The sequence below is a fragment of the Clostridium puniceum genome (assembly GCF_002006345.1).
Lineage (GTDB): Bacteria > Bacillota > Clostridia > Clostridiales > Clostridiaceae > Clostridium > Clostridium puniceum.
In genome coordinates, this window is the sequence record NZ_LZZM01000043.1 from 76,130 (window position 1) to 97,698 (window position 21,569).

The following is a 21,569-nucleotide window of genomic DNA, read 5'->3' on the forward strand; positions in this document are numbered from 1 at the left end:
GATTATTTAAATAAAGTGCTATAAAATAATATACTGCAAAAATGGGCTCCTTATAAGTAGGAGTATATTTTAATTTTACTGAAAAATTAAATCCTCAGTATATATTAAAAACACGATTTACATATCTTAATTAACTATAGTAATGTAAATCGTGTTTTATAAATTTAATGTTTTTCAAGTCTAGTTATTTAAACTAACTATATTATTTTAATTTCATTAATAATTCACCAGTTTTAACTTGTTGACCTTCTTGTACAAGAACAACTTCAACAGTTCCTGCACTAGCTGCAACTATGTTTGTTTCCATTTTCATAGCTTCTATTACAAGTAAACTTTCACCTTCTTTAACTTCATCACCTTCATTTACAAGTACTTTAATTATAGTTCCTGGAATACTTGCCCCAATTTCTAATTTGTTATCTGTATCAGCCATTTTAGAAATATTGTCTTCCCTCGAATTACCTATAATTCTCTCAGTTTTATCTTTTATTTTTATTTCTCTTCTATTTCCATTGATTTCGAAGTCTAAAGTTCTATTACCTTCTGCATCTAATTTTCCAATTTCAATCAATTGGACAATCATAGTTTTTCCTTCTGCAACCTCAATTTCACTAGTTTCTCCTTCTGCAAGCCCATGGAAGAATACATCACTACCCATACGACTTACATCACCATATTCTAAAATAGATTTTATATATCCTTCAAATACATCTGGATATAATGCATAGCTTATTACATCCTTCTTACATGGATTAAATCTATACTTTTCTTTCAAATATGCTTCGATCTTATCAAAGTCTTCTGCTGGTAATAATTCTCCTGGTCTAACAGTTATAGGTTCTTCACCTTTTAGAACAAGTGCTTGCAATTCTTCTGGGAAACCACCTTCTGGTTGCCCCATCATTCCTTTGAAATATGAAACTATAGAATCTGGGAATGCCATATTCTTAGCTTTTTCAAGTATATTCTCAGGTGTTAAATCATTTTGAACCATGAAGATAGCCATATCTCCAACCATTTTTGACGATGGAGTAACCTTTATTATATCTCCAAGCATATCATTTACTTTTTTATACATATGTTTTACATCATTAAATCTATGACCAAGTCCAAAGCTTTCAACTTGTGGCTTTAAATTTGAATATTGGCCACCAGGAATTTCAAACTTGTAAATTTCAGCACTTCCTGATTTTAAATCAGATTCAAATTGACTGTAAACTGGTCTTACGGTATCCCAATAATCAGATAATTTTTGAATTCCACTTAAATCAATTCCCGTATCTCTATCTGTATTTCCAAGAGCTGCTACTATTGAGTTTAATGCTGGTTGACTTGTAAGCCCTGACATACTATTGAAAGTTGTATCAACAATATCAACACCTGCATCTGCTGCCATTAATACTGTCGCAACACCATTCCCAGTAGTGTCATGAGTATGAAGGTGAATAGGAATTGAAATTTCATCTTTTAATGCAGTTATAAGTTTTTTAGCTGCATAAGGTTTAAGTAATGCTGACATATCCTTTATAGCAAGTATATGTGCTCCCATTTTTTCAATTTCCTTAGCTTTTTCAACATAGTATTTTAAGCTATATTTATCTCTAGCTTCATCTAAAATATCACCAGTATAACATAAAGCTACCTCTGCAACCTTATTACATTTTAATACTTCATCTAAAGATACTTCTACTCCCTTTAACCAGTTAAGTGAATCAAAAATTCTAAATACATCTATTCCACTTTCCGCTGATTCTTTTATGAATTCTCTTATAACATTGTCTGGATAATTTTTGTATCCTACAGCATTTGCTCCTCTAACAAGCATTTGGAACATAACGTTTGGAATTCTCTTTCTTAAAGATTCAAGCCTCTTCCATGGAGATTCTTTTAAGAATCTATAAGCGGTATCAAAAGTAGCTCCCCCCCACATTTCAAGAGAAAATAAATCATTTCCGTAAACAGCTGTTGCCTTTCCAATATTCTTCATATCTTGAGTTCTAACACGAGTAGCCATTAATGATTGTTGAGCATCTCTCATTGTTGTATCTGTAAGAAGTAATTTATTTTGATTTTGTATCCATTTTACTACACCATCTGGACCTTCTGCATCTAATATTTGCTTAGTGCCACTTAATCCATCTAAAGAAGTTATAATTGGAACATCTGGTACATCATATTCTTTCTTATTTCCTTTAGTTTCATTTACTATCTTTTCACCAATAAATCTTAAAATTCTTTGTTCTTCGTCAGTTCTTGGTCTTATATCGAATAATTGTGGGTTATCGGATATAAAGTTAGTATCACATTCGCCTTTTTTGAATTGATCATTATTTAATACGTTTATTAAGAAATCTACATTAGTTTTAACACCTGTAATAGTTAATTCTTTAATTGCACGTATAGATTTTCTAACTGCATCCTCAAAAGTTCTTGAATATGCAGTACTCTTTACAAGTAAACTATCATAATAAGGGCTGATTACAGCTCCACTATATCCATTTCCGCCATCAAGTCTTATACCAAAACCTGATCCAGTTCTATAAACATCAATCTTTCCTGTATCTGGAGAAAAATTATTTGAAGGATCTTCTGTAGTTACCCTACATTGAATTGCAAATCCTCTTGGCTTTATATCATCTTGAGAATGTATTCCTATTTCTTCTGAATCTAACTTAAAACCTTCTGCAATTAAAATTTGGCTTTGAACTATATCTATTCCTGTGGTCATTTCAGTTATAGTATGTTCAACTTGAACTCTTGGGTTCATTTCTATAAAGTAATGATCACCATGCATATCAACTAAGAATTCTAAAGTTCCTGCACTTCTATAACTTACAGATCTAGCTATCTTTAATGCATCTTCACATATTTCTTCTCTTTTTTCCGGTGTTAAAGATAATGCTGGTGCAATTTCAATAACTTTTTGATGTCTTCTTTGAATAGAGCAATCTCTTTCATAAAGATGTACTACATTACCATATTTATCTCCCAATACTTGGATTTCAATATGTTTTGGACCTTCTATGTATTTTTCAATGAACATATCATCTATACCAAAAGCTTTTTTAGCTTCATTTTTAGCACTTCTAAAGGCAGTGAGAAGTTCATCTTCACTTCTTACGATTCTCATACCTCTACCGCCACCACCTGCAGCAGCTTTTACCATTACAGGATATCCACACATATTAGCAACTTCAATTGCTTCTTCTTCTGATGCTATTGCTTTATCTACACCTGGTATTACTGGAACTCCAGCCTTTTTTGCAGCTATTTTGGATTGAATCTTATCACCTAAACTTTCCATCATTTCTGATTTTGGTCCTATAAATTCAATTCCTACTTCTTCACACCTTCTAGCAAAATCAGCATTTTCAGATAAGAAACCATATCCTGGATGTATAGCATCTACGTGCTTTTTTAATGCTAGGTTTATTATTTCATCAATATTTAAATAAGCTTCAACTGGTCCCTTATTTTTTCCTATTTGATATGCTTCGTGAGCCTTAGTTCTAAATAATGCAAACTTATCTTCCTCTGTATATATAGCCACTGTTCTTATGCCAAGTTCATGACATGCTCTAAAAATTCTTATTGCTATTTCGCCTCTATTGGCAACCAGTACTCTTTTAAATTTCTTCCCCAATTAAAATACAACTCCTTTAATTTTTATAATTTATTAATATATTACATATGAATTATAATAGCTAATCAAATTTCTTGGAAACAGATTAATGCAATTTTCACAACTCATATTTTGTCATAATAGAAATTTCATTTGTTTAAATTCAACTTATTAGATTATAACATATTTCTTCGTATTTAACAGATGTTATTTATCTTTTCTATTAATTTTTACACGATTTTTACTTTGATTACAAGATATTTTTTTTCATAAATATGAAATTATTATTTTTTTATCCTTCATTTTTCTGTATTATTTTTACAATTAAGTTAATTAGTTTTAATTTAATTCTGATGTACAGTTCGGACATCTTGTTGCATTAATATGAATTTCGCTATAGCAATGCGGACATTTTTTCTTATTTTCAACTGGTTTTTCTTCTTTCTTTTTTGTAAATTTATTAATTTGCTTTATAACTATGAAAATAGAAAAAGCTACTATCAAGAAATCTATTACATTATTTACAAACAATCCATAATTTAGTGTAGCAACACCTGCATCTTTAGCTTCCTGTATAGTTTTAAAATCTCCACCTCCAAGTGCAATAAATAAATTAGAAAAATCAACTTTTCCTATTAATAAGCCAACTAATGGCATTACAATATCATTAACCAAAGATGTAACTATTTTTCCAAAAGCGCCACCAATAATAACACCTACTGCTAAATCAACAATATTTCCCTTCATTGCAAATTCCTTAAACTCTTTTAACATAATATAATCCCCCTTGTATTTTATTAAAACAAATAAGTATGCTAAATATTAATTTTAACTATACCACATGCACTTCTTGCTGCAATAAAAATAATCGTTATAAACTTCTTTGTTATTGAATTTATTATCTGTTTTTTTAATAAATTTATTCTACTGTCTAATTTCGAGTTATATTTTATCATATTTCAACAAAATGTATTTCCTATTAATTCCAACACAAAATCTATTACAAATAAAATAAAAGTATATGTATTTATCTAATCTACCTAAAATTAAATAAATACATATACCTTTAAATTCAAATTACCACTTATTTATTTTTTTAATTTTGATTATTGTAATATACCTTTACTTAAAGTTCAATTTTCTTTAAGTATCTTATATATTTTAAAGTCCATTGATTTCAAGCATATGCTTTCATCAACATTGTATATTTGTGAATTTATGAGATTCTTCACTTTAGTGTTAAGCAGTAATGGAATTTCTACTGGTTTGTCTTCATTATTAATAGCTATAACTATTCTTTCATCTTTATAACATCTTTCAAAGACTAACAAGTTTCCTTCACAATGTAGTGTTTTATATAATCCATAAACTAATGCAAGATTATTTTTTCTTATTAAAATTAGTTCCTTATATAAATTAAATAATTCTCTGCTTTGCTTTTCTTCATTCCATATCATGCATCTTCTAGATTCTGGCTCTTCTCCGCCATAAAGTCCAATTTCGTCTCCATAATATATATATGGAACTCCTATATATGTGAACTGAAATGCAATGGCAAGTTTCATTCGCTCAATTCTCTCGTCACATTCTGTAAGAAATCTCTTCGTATCGTGACTTCCAATTAAGTTCCACATTTGTTTTGTAATACTGTCCATATATATATTTCTATTTATAGCTAGAATTTCACCAAACACCTTTGCATCTATAGTCTTATTTCCAAAAAAGTCAACCATGGCTCCCTTAAATGGATAATTCATAATTCCATCAAGCTGATCTCCTTTTAAGAAAGAACTAGCTTCATGCATAATTTCACCAATAATTATAGCGTCCTTCTTATGCTTCTTTACAACCTTCTTAAATTCTCTCCAAAAACTATGATCTACTTCATCGCATACATCAAGCCTCCAACCATCTATCTTAACTTCATCTATCCAATACTTAGCTACATCTAATAAATATTTTTTTACTTCTTCATTATCTGTATTAAACTTTGGCATTGTTGGTATGTCATCTGCAAAAGTATAGTAATTCGTTTTTTCAAAATTTACCGGAAAACTATCTATAAAGTACCAATCCTTATATTTAGATTTTTCCTGATTTTTAAGTATATCTTCAAATGCAAAGAAATCTGCTCCTGAATGATTAAATACTGCATCAAAAATAATTTTTATATTTCTTTCATGACATTTTTCTACTAATTCTTTTACTTTCTCTATAGTTCCAAATTGTGAATCTATTTCATAATAATCAGCTGTATTATATTTATGATTGGAAGAAGATTTGAATATAGGAGTTAAATACAATACATCAGCGCCTAAATCTTTTAAATAATCCAACTTATCAATTATTCCTTGAATATCTCCTCCAAACATTGAAGTTTGACTCACATCATTTCCCCATGATAATACATCCTTAGGATCATTGCTTTTGTCTCCATTACAAAAGCGATCAACAAAAATCTGATAAACAACTGCTTCTTGAAGCCATTTTTCTTCATCATATACATCCGGTTTTGCTATATACGGATATTGAAATGCAGTTGCTTCCTTTCTTGATATTTCTTTAGTTCTAATTCCTCTTTCATCAAAGAAAACCTTATTTCCCTCGTAATCAACTAATTCAAAGAAATATCTATATCTATTTCTTTCTATAGATATGTTACTGCCAAAGAAATCAAATAAGTTATTTGTATCCTTAAGCTCCATCTTTTTTACTTTAAAGTTGTTTTTCCAATCATATCTAGTTTTGTAATGTATATGACATGTTTTTATATCATCTTTAGCAGTTCTTAATGTTACTGATAAAGTATCCTTATTTTTTGCATATGCATATGGTGTATCTAATATATGATATATTGCATGTTTATTCAAATTTCAAATCCTCCTACCATGTAAATTATTATAAAAATTGCTTTATTCTTTTACTGCTCCCGAAACTAATCCTCTTGAAATAAACTTTTGTATAGACACAAAAAGTACTGCAAGTGGAATAGAAACCATTATTGAACAAGCCGAATACATAGGCCAATCTGTTAATTTTCCTGCTGTGAATGACCTTAATCCTATTATCAATGTCAATAGTTCCTTATCCTTAAGTAATGATGCTGAAAATACAAATTCACCATATATTGCAATGAATGAAAAGAAGAATATAACTACAGCCATAGATTTAGTTAATGGTAGTATTATTTTAGTAAATACTTGCCATGTAGTAGCACCATCAACTCTAGCTGCTTCATCTAATTCTTTAGGAAGTCCATCAATATATCCCTTCATAAGCCAAATATTATATGCACTTCCAGCACAAAGGATTAATGATAAAAATATTAAATTGTCCATTCCAAAGGGTATTTTATAAGCAACTGCTAATATCGCAGGTACACTCATTGTTGAAGGGAACATTTGAAGTATTAAAAGCACCATAAGTCCCTTTGTCCTGCCTTTGAACCTTAGTCTAGAAAAAGCAAAAGCTGCTGGTAATGTCATTATTAGCTGGATAGTTGATACTAGTATTGCTACAAAAGTTGTATTTGTCATCCATTTAATAAAACCAATGTTATCACTTAATGCCTTTTTATAGTTTTCAATAGTTATAGATGTTGGAATAAGATTCTTTTGCATAAAACTTGTCCCAGTAGAAAGCGATGCTGATATTATTGCAAGTATAGGGAATATTATCATTGAAATAGATATAATTAGAAAAACTCTTTTTGCCCATAATTCTATCAATTCTTTTTTAGTTATCTTTTTTTTATATACTAATTTTTCATTTAATATAGCAGCTTCCCTTTTTGCATTTACATTAATTTCTGCCATTATTCTCTCACCTCTTTAAATTGTCCTGAAAGCTTCATATTAATAATTGATACTGTACCTATTATTATAAATATCAATATTGACATAGCTGCTCCAAGTCCAAAATTCCCTTTATCTAAAGACATTTTATATGCTGCAGAACCAATTATATCAGTCCATCCTGCAAAAGATGAGCCTGCTTTTGATGGTCCTCCATCAGTTAATAAATACGCTGAATTAAAGTTATTAAAATTAAATGCAAAATTTGATATTAAAAGTGGATATGAAACATTTGTTAGAGATGGTAATGTTATTTTTATAAACTTTTGCCATCTACTTGCTCCATCAATGTCTGCTGCTTCATAATATGTGTCTGGTATAGCTGCTAAAGCACCAATACATATATTCATCATGTAAGGAAATCCAAGCCATAAGCTTACTATAATTACAGCTATCCTTGCTGCCATTGGACTTGTTAGCCATAAAATAGGATCCTGTATTAAATTAAATTGCATCAGCATATTATTAATTGCCCCATATTGACTATTAAATAATCCTTTAAATGAAATTATTGTTATTGCGCCTGGTAATGCCCAAGGAATTACTAGTAATCCTTTATAAATAAAAGACTCTTTCATATTCTTATCTCTGAGTGCCATTGCAAAACCAAGCCCCACAATAAATGTTCCTAATGTGGATATAGTTGTATATACTAATGTCCATCCAAGCAATGGAAAGAATTCACTTTTTAATGGTCCCATTAAAACCTGTTGAAATTGATATAGTCCAACTATCTTCCAGCCATTAGCCGTGCCATAACCATAATTCTGATTTTTTAGTGTATAGTTAGTGAATGCTATAAATATTGTATATAATATTGGTAACACACTTAATATTGCTATACTTATTATAGCCGGTGAAAGATATCTATAACTTTGCATGTTATTTCTTAATGCAGCATTCTTTTTTTCCTTAGTCATATTCTCACCTTCTTTTAAATATTTTTATATTTATTATTCCAAGCCTAGTTATAAACTGATTCTTTCATGTAATTTAAAACTAAAACTAGGAATCAATGTATTAATCTAATTATTACTAACCTTAATTCCATCCTTAACCGCTTTTTCTATATCTTTAGCTACTGTAGCAGGGTCTTCTCCACTTAATATTCTTGTCATATTCTCCATAGGTTTCCATACTGCTTCAATTTCAGGTACGTTAGGAATTGGTACTGCCGAACTTGTTTGCGCTATGAATCCTTGTGTAAATTCATTGTTTTTTATTTGATCTTTATTCAATTCTGACTTAAGTACAGGCACCCTATTACCTACGTTATATAATCTTTCTCCTGTATTATTAGCTAAATACTTCATTAACTTCCATGCATCATCTTGTATTGGTGACTTACTACTTACAAATCCAGCTTGCACTCCCATAAGCGTTTTTGCTTCTACACTATTTATCTTCGGAAGCTTAGCTACACCAAAGTTTACACCTGCATCTTTAAATCCACTAATATCCCAAGGGCCTCCTATATAAAATATTGCCTCTCCCGCCTTGAATGAACTGTTCGCTATATCAGCAGTTATATCTGCGGACATGAATTTATCCTTTTTAACTAAATCTTGCAAAAAACTATAAGCTTTTATTGCGCCGTCATTTGCTAATCCTATATCATCTACTTTAGTATTTCCTTTTTCTCCTCCAAATATATATCCACCATATGATTGAACAAAAGCTGCCCCATAATAAAATTCATTCATTGAGAATTGAAACCCTGATGGACCATAAGCTTTTGCTTGCTTAACTAAATCCTCCATTGTTTTTGGAATTTCTTTAACTTTATCCTTATTATAAAATAAAGCATAAGTTTCCATTGATAATGGAACTCCATAGGCTTTTCCATCATAAGATACAGCATCCCAAACAGCATTATTCACGTAATCTTCTCTATTAGCAAAATCTTTAGGAACTTCTAAAAGTAATCCCGCTTGTTGGAATGTTCCCATATTATTATGAGTCAATCCAAATACCAAATCTGGCCCTTTTGATGAATTTGCTGCTTGCAAAAAAGATTGGAATGGTGAATTATCTTTAATTACTTTTACCTTTTTACCATTTTCCTTCGCCCATTCTTGAGCAATTTTATCTAATTCTGCAACTTCATTGTCCATTAAATAAGACCAAACCACCACTTCTTTACTTTCCTTTTCAGCTGAAGCTTGAGATGATTTTCCACATCCAACAAATATTGAGGTACAGCAAATACCTGCAATTAACATAGTTATAAGTTTTAATTTTTTACGCATTTTAACCCCTCCAAATATTTATCCGATAGCTAGCATCCGTAATACTCCTTCTTCTTCAAGTTTGAGTTAACGGCTGCACACTTCTGGATAAGTTCAACTAAATTCAGGTGGAGTGTGAAACTCCACCTGAAAAGTTTCACTTTATAAATATAGATCTTATCAGTAAACGGTTGCAACCCTTACAAGTTTATTATAACAACTTTCCATTTATTAATTTGTCTTAAATTAATCTTTTTTGTTTGTAAATGTACAAACTTCTATGGACTAATGTATAATCTAATTATTATAAATTATTCATTTTATTGGGAGGATACTTTTATGTATGATTCATATGATTCTGACAGTTACTTTTTTAGCAATGAAATTACTTTTTTATTAGAGCAAAAAAACAAGGATGTGATTCTTACTATAATTAAGGCAAAGCATATAGAAGAAAATAAAGAATATATTCCAATTGCTACTAAAAAAAATGATCTTATTATGTGGAATGTTATCTTCGTTAGAGAAATCATTAAACAAGGTTCTTCAAAACAATTTATTCATACTCTATATAATAAATATTATAGAACCATTCAGACTCTAACAAACTTAGAACAGCTTCAAAAATTAGAAATAGATATTGCCACCTGTTATTTAGATATATTAATTAATTTTGTTGAAGTAACTGATAATTTTATCATTAACAAAGTTATTGGACTTTTATATATTCGTCTTGAAGATCATCTAACTCTTCAAGACATATCTGATGAATTAAATGTATCTATAGGCTATATCTCCAAATGCTTTAAGAAAAATATGCATGTATCTGTAATGACTTATTTTAAGAATATAAAGATAGATAGAGCTAAGACGTTACTTAAAAGTACAGATAAAACTATCTTAGAAATTTCATCTCAACTGAGTTTTTGTGATCAAGGTAATTTCTCTAGAACTTTTAAGAAAATAGTTGAATTGACTCCAATGGAATATAGAAATACTTATCATTAGTTAATTAAATAAATCATCACATATAAATTTTTCAATTCTAACAATAAGTCTTTTTAGAAAATATTTCTTCTTAAAATCAGCAAAAATATGTAAATTTTACATTTTAATAAATAGACAATCTAATGACCTCACTAAAAAATACTTTGAGAAAATGAAATTTAGCATTAACAAGATAGTACAAGTGCCTAAAACCTTAATAATTTTAAAGTTTTAGGCACTTATTTTAATAGATGAAACAATTTAACTATAAAAAATACTTAAGTTTGTTCTTATTATTACTAAATTGTTAAATAAGATTCTAAGAAGAAACTAAATTCCAAAGTTGTCCTTCCCCGCCCCAGTAAGTCCACTGACAAATATTTGCACCTGGCTCTCTATTCATATTATAAAGATCTAGACAAGATTTAAAATCTGATGCTTTAGTTAGAAATGCATATTTATTATCGGAAACTTTAACAACTTTAAATTTTTGCATATCTCCGCCCCAATAAGTCCACTCTGCAATATTTGCGCCATCAGCAGCATCACCATTTTTAACATCAATACAACTCTTATAATTAGATGCACCAGTTAATATAGAGTAATATCCATTGCCATCAGATACTAATTTGAATTTTTGAGCATCATTTTTTAAGAAATTCCACTGTTGAACATTAGTACCATCGGCAGATAAACCATTTGTAATGTCTAAATACAATCCACTTAAAGAGTTTTTAATATAATAAGTTCCGTCTAATTTAGGAGATGGATCTGTAGAATTAGAAATTTTTGATCCCCAAATAGACTCATCATTTGAACCTATTAGAGAAAAAGTCATAGTACTATTATGAGAAGCAGATTCATCATATTGTTTGAAAAATACTCCTTTATAAGTAACACCACCAATTACCATAGTAGAATAATAAGTTCCTGACTTTTCCTTCCAAGTTCCAATATAGTCACCAGTAATGGTTCCATCAGAATTTAATGAAACTTTAGATGTGTTTAACATACCAGTTTTGGCAGTAGTTGCATCTAAACCATGATTAATAAATTCATAAGTACCAACAATTTCACTGCTTGAATAACCAGACGAAGAAATCGAATTTCCTAAATACTCATATACTGCTGTTACTGGCCATTTATCTTCATTTAGAAATTGTTGATGAACTCTAACTTGATGACCTTCTGTTCCATTGTTGAATCTTGTATGATAAACAAGATATCTTTGACCAGAATCATCGATAAAAGCTGAATTATGACCACCTGACATATACCCCTTTGAACTAAGTTCAGAATTATCTACAGATTTTAGTGAAGAAAAAGAATAATTACCAAATAGCTTTATTCCTTTAGTTGTTTTATCATCATTACTACTTGTACATATTGCAGAATTTCCTTTTGCATCTACATACGGTCCAGTTATATTCTTTGATCTAAATAAGCGAATATGATATCCACTGAAATTGTCTGTAGCATCAAGTCCGCAATAAGATTCATATAAATAATAGTAACTAGATGATTTATCATAGACAATATATGAACCCTCTCCAGTAGTTCCATAACCTCCTGAAATCCTTACGCCAAAATATTTATCAGAAGAATTTGTTTTTGTTTGATAAGTGTAAGAATAATCCCTTAAACCTGTAGAATTATTTAATTTTAACATAAAAATACCACCAAACCACGAACCATATGACATCCATAAATCTCCATCTTTATCATATAGCAAACAAGGATCAATAGCATTAGGACCATAAGAAGAATTCCAAGCTCCATTGGCTAAGTATTTACTATCTACAGTATTTGTTCCAGTAACAGTTTTGTAGTCTGTCTGGCTAGCTTCTGTAGAATTAGTGAATCCGGAATATACTATTGTTCCAGCATAAGTATACGGCCCATCTATGTTATCTGAAGTTGCAAGCGCAATAGATGAATAGAAATTATTTCCATTAACACTCATATACATACACCATTTTTTCATTGTAGTGTTGTAAATAACATCAGGTGCCCAAAGATTTCCACTAATGTCATATGAACTACTTCCATGAGAAGCCCATTTACCTCCAACAGAAAAAATCTTTGCATAATCACTATTAATATTAGTTTCAAAAGTTTTCCAAGATGTTAAATTAGATGAAACTGCATCTGCCTTATGTGATCCAAAAACATAATACCTACCATTAGCCTTTACAATTGATGGATCATGTACCGATACTCTTGAAGTATTTAATACAGCTGCTGAAGCAGTAATTGTGTTATTAAATAAATTAATTGGAAATTGGCCTAATGCAGCTAGGAACATTAATAATATTCCTAACATAAATGATGTAATTTTTTTTACTTTACTCTTCATTTTATTCGATATAAAAATCATATCTTTTCCTCCTTTTTATTGTTAATAGCTGTTTCGATAGAAGAATTCTTGTGATATCGTTTTCTTTAATACTTTTATTTTCTCACTCTCCTTTTATAAACAATATATAAGTTTATAAATGTATAAAATAGTACATATATATCTAAATAGAATAAATTGTAAAACTTATGATAATATTATACTTTATCAACCTAATAATTGTAAACTATCTAAAATTAAATATTTATTCCAAAAGATTATTGTTTATTTTTGAAATAAATAAAATTTTATTTTAAATGTATATAAATAAAAAAAACTATAGATAAACTGTAAGAAATTATTCCTGTAACAATTAATAATAAGTGTAAAGCAAATGAGTTAGCTAATCTCAAATAACTTTATAAAAATTCAAAATATGAAAGAAATAAGGAAAATGTAAAAGTAAAAAAGCATTATTACTACATTTTGATTTTAAAAGTTATCTGCATATTTTGTGAATTGGTATTACTATTTGTGCTTTTTTCTGTTTTATTACTATTTGTGTTTGCACTGTCTTCATTGTTATTATATTATCACTATCTTTTTGTGTAGCGACATTGTTATCTTTCGCATCCTTATTAGTAGCATCTTCCTTGTTGCTAAATACTTCAATACTTCCGTTAGTAAAATTGATTTTAAAAAATAACACACGTCTAGCTATTTTTCTCTAACTAAACGTGTGCTATATCATGTCCTGCATTAAGTATTAAGTGCCAGTATTAGTTGGCTACTCTGTGGCTGAGAGAAGGGGATTTGGAAACTATCTAATGCACCCGTAAGCCTAAAATTCACGTTAAGCACTCAATAAAAGGTAAATTACACTAACCTAATTCAGCCTCTATATACTCACTATTATAGTTTTTCATTAGCTATATAATATTCTTATTGTTCAAGAATATTTAAACTATTAGAAATAGCTTGAATAATTTAACAATTATCTTTAAACACTCTTTTTGTTTGCTATGTAGATTTTAACTTAAGCATAATGATATACTAAAAGAAAAAGTAACTTTATAAGCATTATTTTTACAGAGAGGAAGTGTTTAAAATGCAAAGTAATATAAGTCTCTCAGAGCTTGAAAAGATAATTCTGAATAAAATACATGATCATATTAGTCGAAATGAAAAAGTTGGAATAAATACGATATCCCAAGAATGCTTTGTTTCAAAAGCAGCAATTATAAAATTATCAAAGAAACTTGGATACAGCGGTTATAGTGAAATGTATTATACAACTCTTGCCTCTACTAATAATGCACTTAAATTAGATTTTTCTGATAATATTGTTGGTACATATGAAAGTGACTCTTTAAAAATTCATGTTAACATGCTTGTAGAATTACTTAGAGAGTATAGAGAAAAAAGAATTTATCTTGATTCCCTAGGCTTTTGTGACAGTGCTAAGGAATATTATTTACAAAAATTATTATCATTTGGATTTGATGCAGCTAGTAGCTATCATTACGAAGCCTTTAGCAGAAATAAATCTGGGCTTTATTTTTTCCTTTCTTACTCTGGAGCAAGGTCAGAAATTCTTGAAAAGGTTAACGTAGCTATTGAGAATAATTTTAAGGTTGTAGCTTTTACTTCAACTAAGGATTCTCCATTGGGTAAAATATCTCATATGACAATAGAAGTCGCTGGAACCAAATCAGATAAAGAACATTATCTACCTAACTTTTTCACTTCAAATTTAATAATCTTATTGGAATTAGCATTAAGCAAATATTCTAATAAATATTTATCACACAAAAAAAACTAGCACTTATGTACTCAATTAAATACGGCGCCTATGCTATAAATGGTCTGTTAAACGTAGATTATTGTATAAAAATATTTACAATAATCTCTTCTAACAGCCCTTTTTATGTTTGCAGCTCAGTGAACTTTTTCACTAAAAGTAAACATTATCATAGAAGCGGCAAATCCATTGATACTAACTATAATCTAGAGTATATTAAAAACAAATAAAAGGAGGTACATATTTATGAAAGAAAAATTATTATCATTAAGTCAAAAGTTTTCACAAGCCGCAGTACAACCTGTAATGTTCTTAGCAATTATGGGAACAGGTCTTGCTATTGCTGTCATCATGCAACTTAGTTTTATGCCATCATTTATAATCTTTATTGGAACTTTATTAAAGACCATGATGAATGCTATGCTAAACAATCTTTCCATCATTTTTTGCGTTGGACTGACGACTGCATTTGCTAAAACCAAAAAAGTAGATGCCGCTATTATAAGCCTGATTGTATACATTATTTTTTTGGCTGGAAACAATGCATGGCTTACTTCACAAAACATTCTGGCTCAACCCGGTGCCATGGGGTTATTTGGAACTGGACAAAATCTTGTTTTGGGATTCCAGGTAGTAGACATGAATGTATTTTTAGGAATAATACTCGGATGCATTACTGGATATGTATTTAATAAAGCATCTAATATACAATTCGTAGAAATGTTTCGAGTATACGGTGGATCACGACTTGTATTTATAATCATGATACCAATTACTTTAATATTAGCAATTGTACTTAGTTATGTATGGCCTGTTATAAATTATGGTATTTCTTGTTTATCAGTATTCATGAAGGGTGCAGGTTCACTAGGAGTATTCGTATATGCATTTGGTAACAGATTTTTAATCCCAACAGGATTACATCATTTATTATGGATGCCATTTTGCTTTACCGGATTTGGAGGAAGTGCCCAAATTGATGGCAATACTGTCCAAGGTGCCGTAAACATTTTCTATGCTGAAATGGGTAGTGGTGCTAATTTAACAGCTATTGATCCTTCAATAAGATTTGCTACTTTTGGATTTGCAAAAATCTTTGCAAGCTTAGGTATAGTTCTTGCTATGATAAAAACTGCAAAGCCCGAAAATAAAAGCACTGTAAAAGGTTTGCTTATACCAACACTTTTCGTTTCAATGGTAGCTGGTATTACAGAGCCTCTTGATTTCGCATTTCTTTTTATATCACCATTACTTTGGCTGGTACATGGATTACTTACAGGTTTTTCAGAAATGCTGCTTTGGATATTAGGCTCGAGAACATATTCAATTTATGGCTTACTTGATACTATAGTTTGTAATTCTGTTATAGATCCAAAACTATCTAAGATATATATTTTCTTCACCGTTGGTATTGTAATGGCTATAGTATGGTACTTCACTTTTGTTTTCCTAATTAAAAAATTCGACATTAAGACACCTGGTAGAGAAGACTCTGTTAACAATGAGACAAGCTACGTTTCATCTGCAAATGATGATTCTAGTGACCAAAATGCTGAATTATTTATTGAAGGGCTAGGTGGTGCAGAAAATATTATAGAAATAAACAACTGCTTTACACGCTTAAGAATTGATGTAAACGACATTAACAAGGTAAATAAACAAATAATTAGCAAAGGAAAACAAAAAGGTGTTGTTATTAAAGGAAATAACGTACAGATTATTATTGGAATGACTGTAGAAAGCGAAAAAGAAAAACTTGTTAATGTATTAAGCATAAAAAAACATAAAAAAGGAGTAATGTAAAATGAAAAAGTATTCAATTTGTATCGTTGGTGGAGCAAGCCGTTATACGCCAGATATGCTTGCAATGTTATGTAATCAAAAAGATAGATTTCCTTTAAAGAAAATTGTCTTATATGATAATGAAAGTGAACGTCAAAATATAGTTGGAAAATATGCTGAAATATTATTTAAAGAATATTATCCAGAACTAGAAGAAATCATATATACTACTGATGAAAAAGAAGCATTTAAAGACATAGACTTTGCACTTATGCAAATTCGTGCAGGAAGATTAAAAATGCGTGAAAAAGATGAAAAGATTTCATTAAAGCATGAATGTCTTGGTCAGGAAACATGTGGTCCTGGTGGATTTGCTTATGGATTAAGAAGTGTTCCTGCTGTTATTAATTTAATAAAAAGTATTCGTACTTATTCTTCAGAATGTTGGATTTTAAATTATTCAAATCCAGCTGCAATTGTTGCAGAAGCAACAAAGAGAGTATTTCCTAGCGATTATCGTATTATTAACATTTGTGATATGCCGATTGCAATTATGGACATTTATGCAAGTGTGCTTGGATTAAAGAGAAGAGATTTAGAACCTAAATATTTTGGCTTAAATCATTTTGGCTGGTTTACACATATCCTAAACAAAAAGACTGGAGAAGATTATTTACCTAAATTAAGAGAAATATTAAAAACTCCAGTAGATGTACAGACAGAACCTCTTTTTAAAGAGCCTTCATGGAAAGCAACATTTGAATTCATGAGTCAAATGATTAATGATTATGATGAATATCTACCAAACACATACTTACAATATTATTTATATCCAAATAAAATGAGAGATAAAGAAAATCCAGAATACACAAGAGCCAATGAAGTAATAGATGGAAATGAAAAAGAAACTTATGGAAGATTACGTGAAATTATATCTCTAGGCAAAATACGTGGTACTAAATATGAAATCACTAGTGATGTAGGATGTCATGCAGAATATATAGTTGATTTAGCAACAGCAATTGCTAATAACACAAATGAAATTTTCCTAACAATCACAGAAAATAATGGAGCTATTCAAAATGTTTCATCTGGAATGATGGTGGAAGTTCCATGCCGTGTTGGAAGTAACGGAGTTGAACCATTAGCAGTTGGAAGTATTCCTACTTTTTACAAGGGACTTATGGAAAATCAGTATGCATATGAAAAATTATCAGTAGATGCCTGCTTAGAAGGAAGCTATCAAAAGGCATTACAGGCACTTGTATTAAATCGTACAGTTGTAAATACTAATATTGCTAAAGAATTATTAGAAGATTTAATGGAAGCAAATAAAGGATATTGGAATGAACTCCGTTAGATTTCAGCTGATTTATAATATATAATTAGTATCCTTGATTGAATGGGCTACCTAGTAATCCAAAATAAGAAGTATACAACATTATAATTTATACTCTTGATTATAAATTAGCAGTTGTAATCAAGGATATAAAAAGCATATATCTGCTTATGCTTATTAAATATATGAAAAATTATATAACTAATACAAGGTTATGGTGGAGGTTATAATAAGTGTTTAAAAAATTATTTTCCAAAAATATTAGCGAATCTATATTTGCTTATGCTTCTGGAAATCTTGTAAAAATTGAAGATGTTCCAGACCCTGTTTTTAGCCAAAAACTTATGGGAGAAGGTGTTGCAATTATACCTTCAAATGGTCAAATCCTTGCACCTGTAGATGGAGAAATCATCCTAATTGCAGAAACTAAACATGCTTTTGCATTAAGAACTGCTCTTGGGCAAGAAATTCTTATTCATATTGGGTTGGAAACCATAAATCTTAACGGACAAGGATTTAATTTTCTTGTAAAATTAGGGGATAAAGTTAAAAAAGGACAGATTATTGTTGAAGCAGATTTAGATTTTATTAAACAAAATTCAAGTAGCACAATTATTCCTATGATTATTACAAATAGTAATGAAGATCGTTTTAATTTTAAGTGGGAAAATATTAATAAAGTTAAAGCTGGAGAAACAAAACTATTTGAAACACAGTTAAAATAACATTATTAAGGTAAAAGCAAATATTAAAAAACTCATTTTTTAGATAAGATTATAAAAAGTATGGTTATGTTTAACTATCTATACAAACATCAAAAGTGCCTTAAGTCACAGTAATTAAAGGACTTAAGGCACTCAACTCATGTTTATCTGAACCATGCATAATTTCTATTCATTTTAGTTCTAACTAATGATAGGAATAATTTATCTTAATATCTAATTGAACTTTTAAATACAAATCCTTTTGATGGTGTTAAAACCCCATCAGAAAGTGAAATGAAGAAACCAACAAAAAATAAATATATATTCATATAGATACTGATCAAAAGCTTGATGCTGTTAATTCTCCATAATATTAAAACTTCTGATTACAATATACTTGATAAATTAACATTTTATACAGTAGTTTTGGGTATAAATTTCAATAGTTCTTAAAATCAAAAAATGCCTGAGTCCTTAGTTTTGCTAAGCTCTCAGGCATTTTTTACATCTTATTTTAATGGCGAAAAGAAGGGGGATTTGAAAGCTTTATCGCAACTTTAGCAATCTCAATGTTTTCAATTTCTGTGATCATCTGTTTCATTATCTGATTACAAAAAACATGCTGGATTACAGTCTCTTGTGATAAACTACGATTAATTTACATCAATTATTTTTACGCCCCTAAAACCATTTGATGAAGCAGAACATATTATAAGCATATATATAAATTAACGCGTTGCGCTAGTTATCTATATACTTTGTCAAAAAACTTAAATAACAAAGGAAACCGTTTTATACTTTTAAGGCCTATAATTAGACTTTGGTTACATACTGCTCCCTTCATTATCTATCTTAACTTGCTATTGAGGAATTTTCATTATAGTAGCTCCAGCTTTCTTATCTCCCAAATATTTTATAATATTTCTATCTGCATGATTAATTATGACGACTGGAGTTATTGTATTAATACCTTTATTTTTCATGAATTCTAAGTCTACTTTTATAAGTTCTTTACCTATAGTTACGTCTTCTCCTTCATTTATTAGAACCTCAAAACCTTCACCATTTAAATTAACAGTTTCTAATCCAATGTGAATTATTATTTCTAAATCATCACTACTCTTTAGTAAAATTGCATGTTTGGTTTTAAAAATTTGAGCTACATATCCATTTACAGGTGAGCATATAATATTATCTTCAGGAATTACTGCAATACCTTCACCCATCATTTTATCAGAAAACACTGAATCTGGGACTTCGGAAATATCAACAATTTTCCCCTTTATCGGAGAATATATTACAATATCATTTTTTTTCATAAATAATTTACTAAACATATAGAATCACCTATTCCATTCCAAGTAAATCTCTTACTTGAGTTTTATAAACATCAGCTTTTGCTCCATAGATGACCTGAACACCATCTTTAACCTTAACAACTCCATTAGCACCAAGTTTCTTCCATGTATTATCATCTTTAACCATAGACATATCGTTAATAGAAACTCTTAATCTTGTAAAGCAGGCATCTACACTTTTAATATTATTTTTTCCACCAAGTGCATCGATTATATCATTAATTATTGTATTACTTGATGAAACTATTGAACTTTCTTCTGAATCTTCTTCACGCTCTCTTCCTGGAGTCTTTAAATCCCATTTTTTAATTGCAAACTTAAAGCTGAAATAGTATAAGCTAAAATATATCACTCCTATTATAGGAACAAATATCCAGTGAGAACCTTTATCTGATTGCATAATTCCATTAAATATAAAGCTTAAGAAAGGCCCACCAAAAGCTGCACTGCCAGGTATGTTAATTTGTAACAAATAAGTTACAAAATAAGCAATTCCTGCAAATATAGCATGAATTCCATATAATACTGGTGCTGCAAATAAAAATGCAAATTCAATTGGTTCTGTAATTCCAGAAAAGAAGGCCGGAATTACTGCTGCAAGAAAAAATCCCCCTATAACTTTTTTTCTTTCAGGCTTTGCACACTTATACATAGCCAAAGCTGCCCCTGGTAATCCAAACATAGATTCTATAACTTTACCATTCATAGCAAATCTAGTGACATCAATATTAAACATTTCTCCTGGAGTAGCTAACTGAGCCTGATAAATATTAACAGCACCTTCAACTACTTTTCCACCTATCTCTATACTACCACCAAGACTTGTAAAGAAAAATGGAAGATATACAAAATGATGAAGTCCAAATGGAAGCAGAGCTCGCTCAGCTAGACCGTATATCATAGAGCCAAAAGCACCAGAATTTTTAATTACCATACTTAATTCGATTAATAAACCTTGAATAAAAGGCCATACTACAGACAATATTAATCCTAAAATTAATGATCCAATAATAGAAACCATTGGGACAAATTTTGTACCACTAAATATTGATAAAACAGGCGGTAAAGATATATTATAATATTTATTATGTAGATAAACGATTAAAAATCCTACTATTATTCCACCAAAAACTCCTGTATCAACTGTTGGAACTCCTAATATATTTGATTGTCCTACAAGCAGTTTATCTGGGTTTATTTTGCCAAGATTAATAAGTAAGGCACTCATTGTTACATTCATAACCATATATCCTAAAAAAGCAGATAATGCTGCAATACCTTTCTCTTTTTTTGCATAACCTATAGTTATGGATATTGCAAAGATTGCCGGCAAATTATTAAATACAATTGATCCTGATGATTTAAGTAAACTAAAAAACAACTTGAAAAATTGCATTTGCAAAAAAGGCATCGTTTTCATTACAGATGGACTTAAAAACGCAGACCCAATCCCCATTAATATACCAGCAATTGGCAATATAAGTATTGGGGTCATTAATACTTTTCCCAATTGTTGAAATTTAGAAAAATAGCTGTTACTTGTCATTTATTCTTCCTCC

At 29.7% G+C, this 21,569-nt stretch carries 15 protein-coding genes; 5 read left to right on the forward strand and 10 right to left on the reverse strand.

Translation table 11 applies throughout. The annotated features are described in order from the left end of the window. Positions 1-202 precede the first annotated feature (202 nt). The 6 genes from CLPUN_RS03840 to CLPUN_RS03865 all read right to left on the reverse strand — a co-directional run bounded on the left by CLPUN_RS03840 (position 203) and on the right by CLPUN_RS03865 (position 9,725). Positions 203-3,643, reverse strand: coding sequence for a pyruvate carboxylase (locus tag CLPUN_RS03840; RefSeq protein ID WP_077846054.1), 3,441 nt, complete (start codon positions 3,641-3,643; stop codon positions 203-205). Positions 3,644-3,961: 318 nt separating this feature from the next. Further along, positions 3,962-4,396: a large conductance mechanosensitive channel protein MscL gene (gene mscL / locus CLPUN_RS03845; RefSeq protein ID WP_077846055.1), complete on the reverse strand. Its 435-nt coding sequence runs from the start codon at positions 4,394-4,396 to the stop codon at positions 3,962-3,964. Positions 4,397-4,755: 359 nt separating this feature from the next. Further along, on the reverse strand, positions 4,756-6,492 hold the full coding sequence (locus CLPUN_RS03850) for a glycoside hydrolase family 13 protein (protein ID WP_077846056.1): 1,737 nt from the start codon (positions 6,490-6,492) through the stop codon (positions 4,756-4,758). A 42-nt stretch (positions 6,493-6,534) separates the two neighbouring features. Next, positions 6,535-7,437: a sugar ABC transporter permease gene (locus tag CLPUN_RS03855; protein ID WP_077846057.1), complete on the reverse strand. Its 903-nt coding sequence runs from the start codon at positions 7,435-7,437 to the stop codon at positions 6,535-6,537. Continuing rightward, positions 7,437-8,396 carry a carbohydrate ABC transporter permease gene (locus tag CLPUN_RS03860; protein ID WP_077846058.1) on the reverse strand — a complete coding sequence of 320 codons (960 nt, stop codon included), beginning with the start codon at positions 8,394-8,396 and terminating at the stop codon, positions 7,437-7,439. Before CLPUN_RS03860 ends, CLPUN_RS03855 begins: the two co-directional genes overlap by 1 nt. A 105-nt stretch (positions 8,397-8,501) precedes the next feature. Next, entirely contained in the window at positions 8,502-9,725 is a 1,224-nt protein-coding gene (locus tag CLPUN_RS03865; protein WP_077846059.1) for a sugar ABC transporter substrate-binding protein, read from the reverse strand. Between the two features lie 318 nt (positions 9,726-10,043). On the opposite strand from CLPUN_RS03865, the gene CLPUN_RS03870 reads away from it, so the two are divergent. Further along, positions 10,044-10,712 (forward strand): helix-turn-helix domain-containing protein, encoded by a 669-nt coding sequence (locus tag CLPUN_RS03870; protein WP_077846060.1) that lies wholly within the window; start codon positions 10,044-10,046, stop codon positions 10,710-10,712. A gap of 298 nt (positions 10,713-11,010) precedes the next feature. Here the strand turns inward: CLPUN_RS03870 and CLPUN_RS03875 are convergent, their stop codons facing one another. After that, positions 11,011-13,047 carry an RICIN domain-containing protein gene (locus tag CLPUN_RS03875; protein WP_077846078.1) on the reverse strand — a complete coding sequence of 679 codons (2,037 nt, stop codon included), beginning with the start codon at positions 13,045-13,047 and terminating at the stop codon, positions 11,011-11,013. 478 nt (positions 13,048-13,525) lie between these two features. After that, positions 13,526-13,735, reverse strand: a complete 210-nt coding sequence (locus tag CLPUN_RS03880; RefSeq protein WP_077846061.1) for a hypothetical protein — start codon at positions 13,733-13,735, stop codon at positions 13,526-13,528. A gap of 399 nt (positions 13,736-14,134) precedes the next feature. On the opposite strand from CLPUN_RS03880, the gene CLPUN_RS03885 reads away from it, so the two are divergent. The 4 genes from CLPUN_RS03885 to CLPUN_RS03900 all read left to right on the forward strand — a co-directional run bounded on the left by CLPUN_RS03885 (position 14,135) and on the right by CLPUN_RS03900 (position 18,673). Beyond that, the gene (locus CLPUN_RS03885) at positions 14,135-14,848 is read left to right on the forward strand and encodes a MurR/RpiR family transcriptional regulator (protein ID WP_077846062.1); all 714 of its coding nucleotides are present in this window, start codon (positions 14,135-14,137) and stop codon (positions 14,846-14,848) included. Between the two features lie 225 nt (positions 14,849-15,073). Continuing rightward, positions 15,074-16,630, forward strand: a complete 1,557-nt coding sequence (locus CLPUN_RS03890; protein ID WP_077846063.1) for a PTS transporter subunit EIIC — start codon at positions 15,074-15,076, stop codon at positions 16,628-16,630. A 1-nt stretch (position 16,631) separates the two neighbouring features. After that, positions 16,632-17,969, forward strand: coding sequence for a 6-phospho-alpha-glucosidase (locus CLPUN_RS03895; protein ID WP_077846064.1), 1,338 nt, complete (start codon positions 16,632-16,634; stop codon positions 17,967-17,969). A gap of 212 nt (positions 17,970-18,181) precedes the next feature. Continuing rightward, positions 18,182-18,673 carry a PTS sugar transporter subunit IIA gene (locus CLPUN_RS03900; protein WP_077846065.1) on the forward strand — a complete coding sequence of 164 codons (492 nt, stop codon included), beginning with the start codon at positions 18,182-18,184 and terminating at the stop codon, positions 18,671-18,673. 839 nt (positions 18,674-19,512) lie between these two features. Here CLPUN_RS03900 and CLPUN_RS03905 read toward each other — a convergent pair. Both CLPUN_RS03905 and CLPUN_RS03910 read right to left on the reverse strand, forming a co-directional pair. Further along, positions 19,513-19,989 (reverse strand): PTS sugar transporter subunit IIA, encoded by a 477-nt coding sequence (locus tag CLPUN_RS03905; protein ID WP_077846066.1) that lies wholly within the window; start codon positions 19,987-19,989, stop codon positions 19,513-19,515. A 10-nt stretch (positions 19,990-19,999) separates the two neighbouring features. Next, positions 20,000-21,556: a PTS transporter subunit EIIC gene (locus CLPUN_RS03910; protein ID WP_077846067.1), complete on the reverse strand. Its 1,557-nt coding sequence runs from the start codon at positions 21,554-21,556 to the stop codon at positions 20,000-20,002. Between the last annotated feature and the right edge of the window lie 13 nt (positions 21,557-21,569).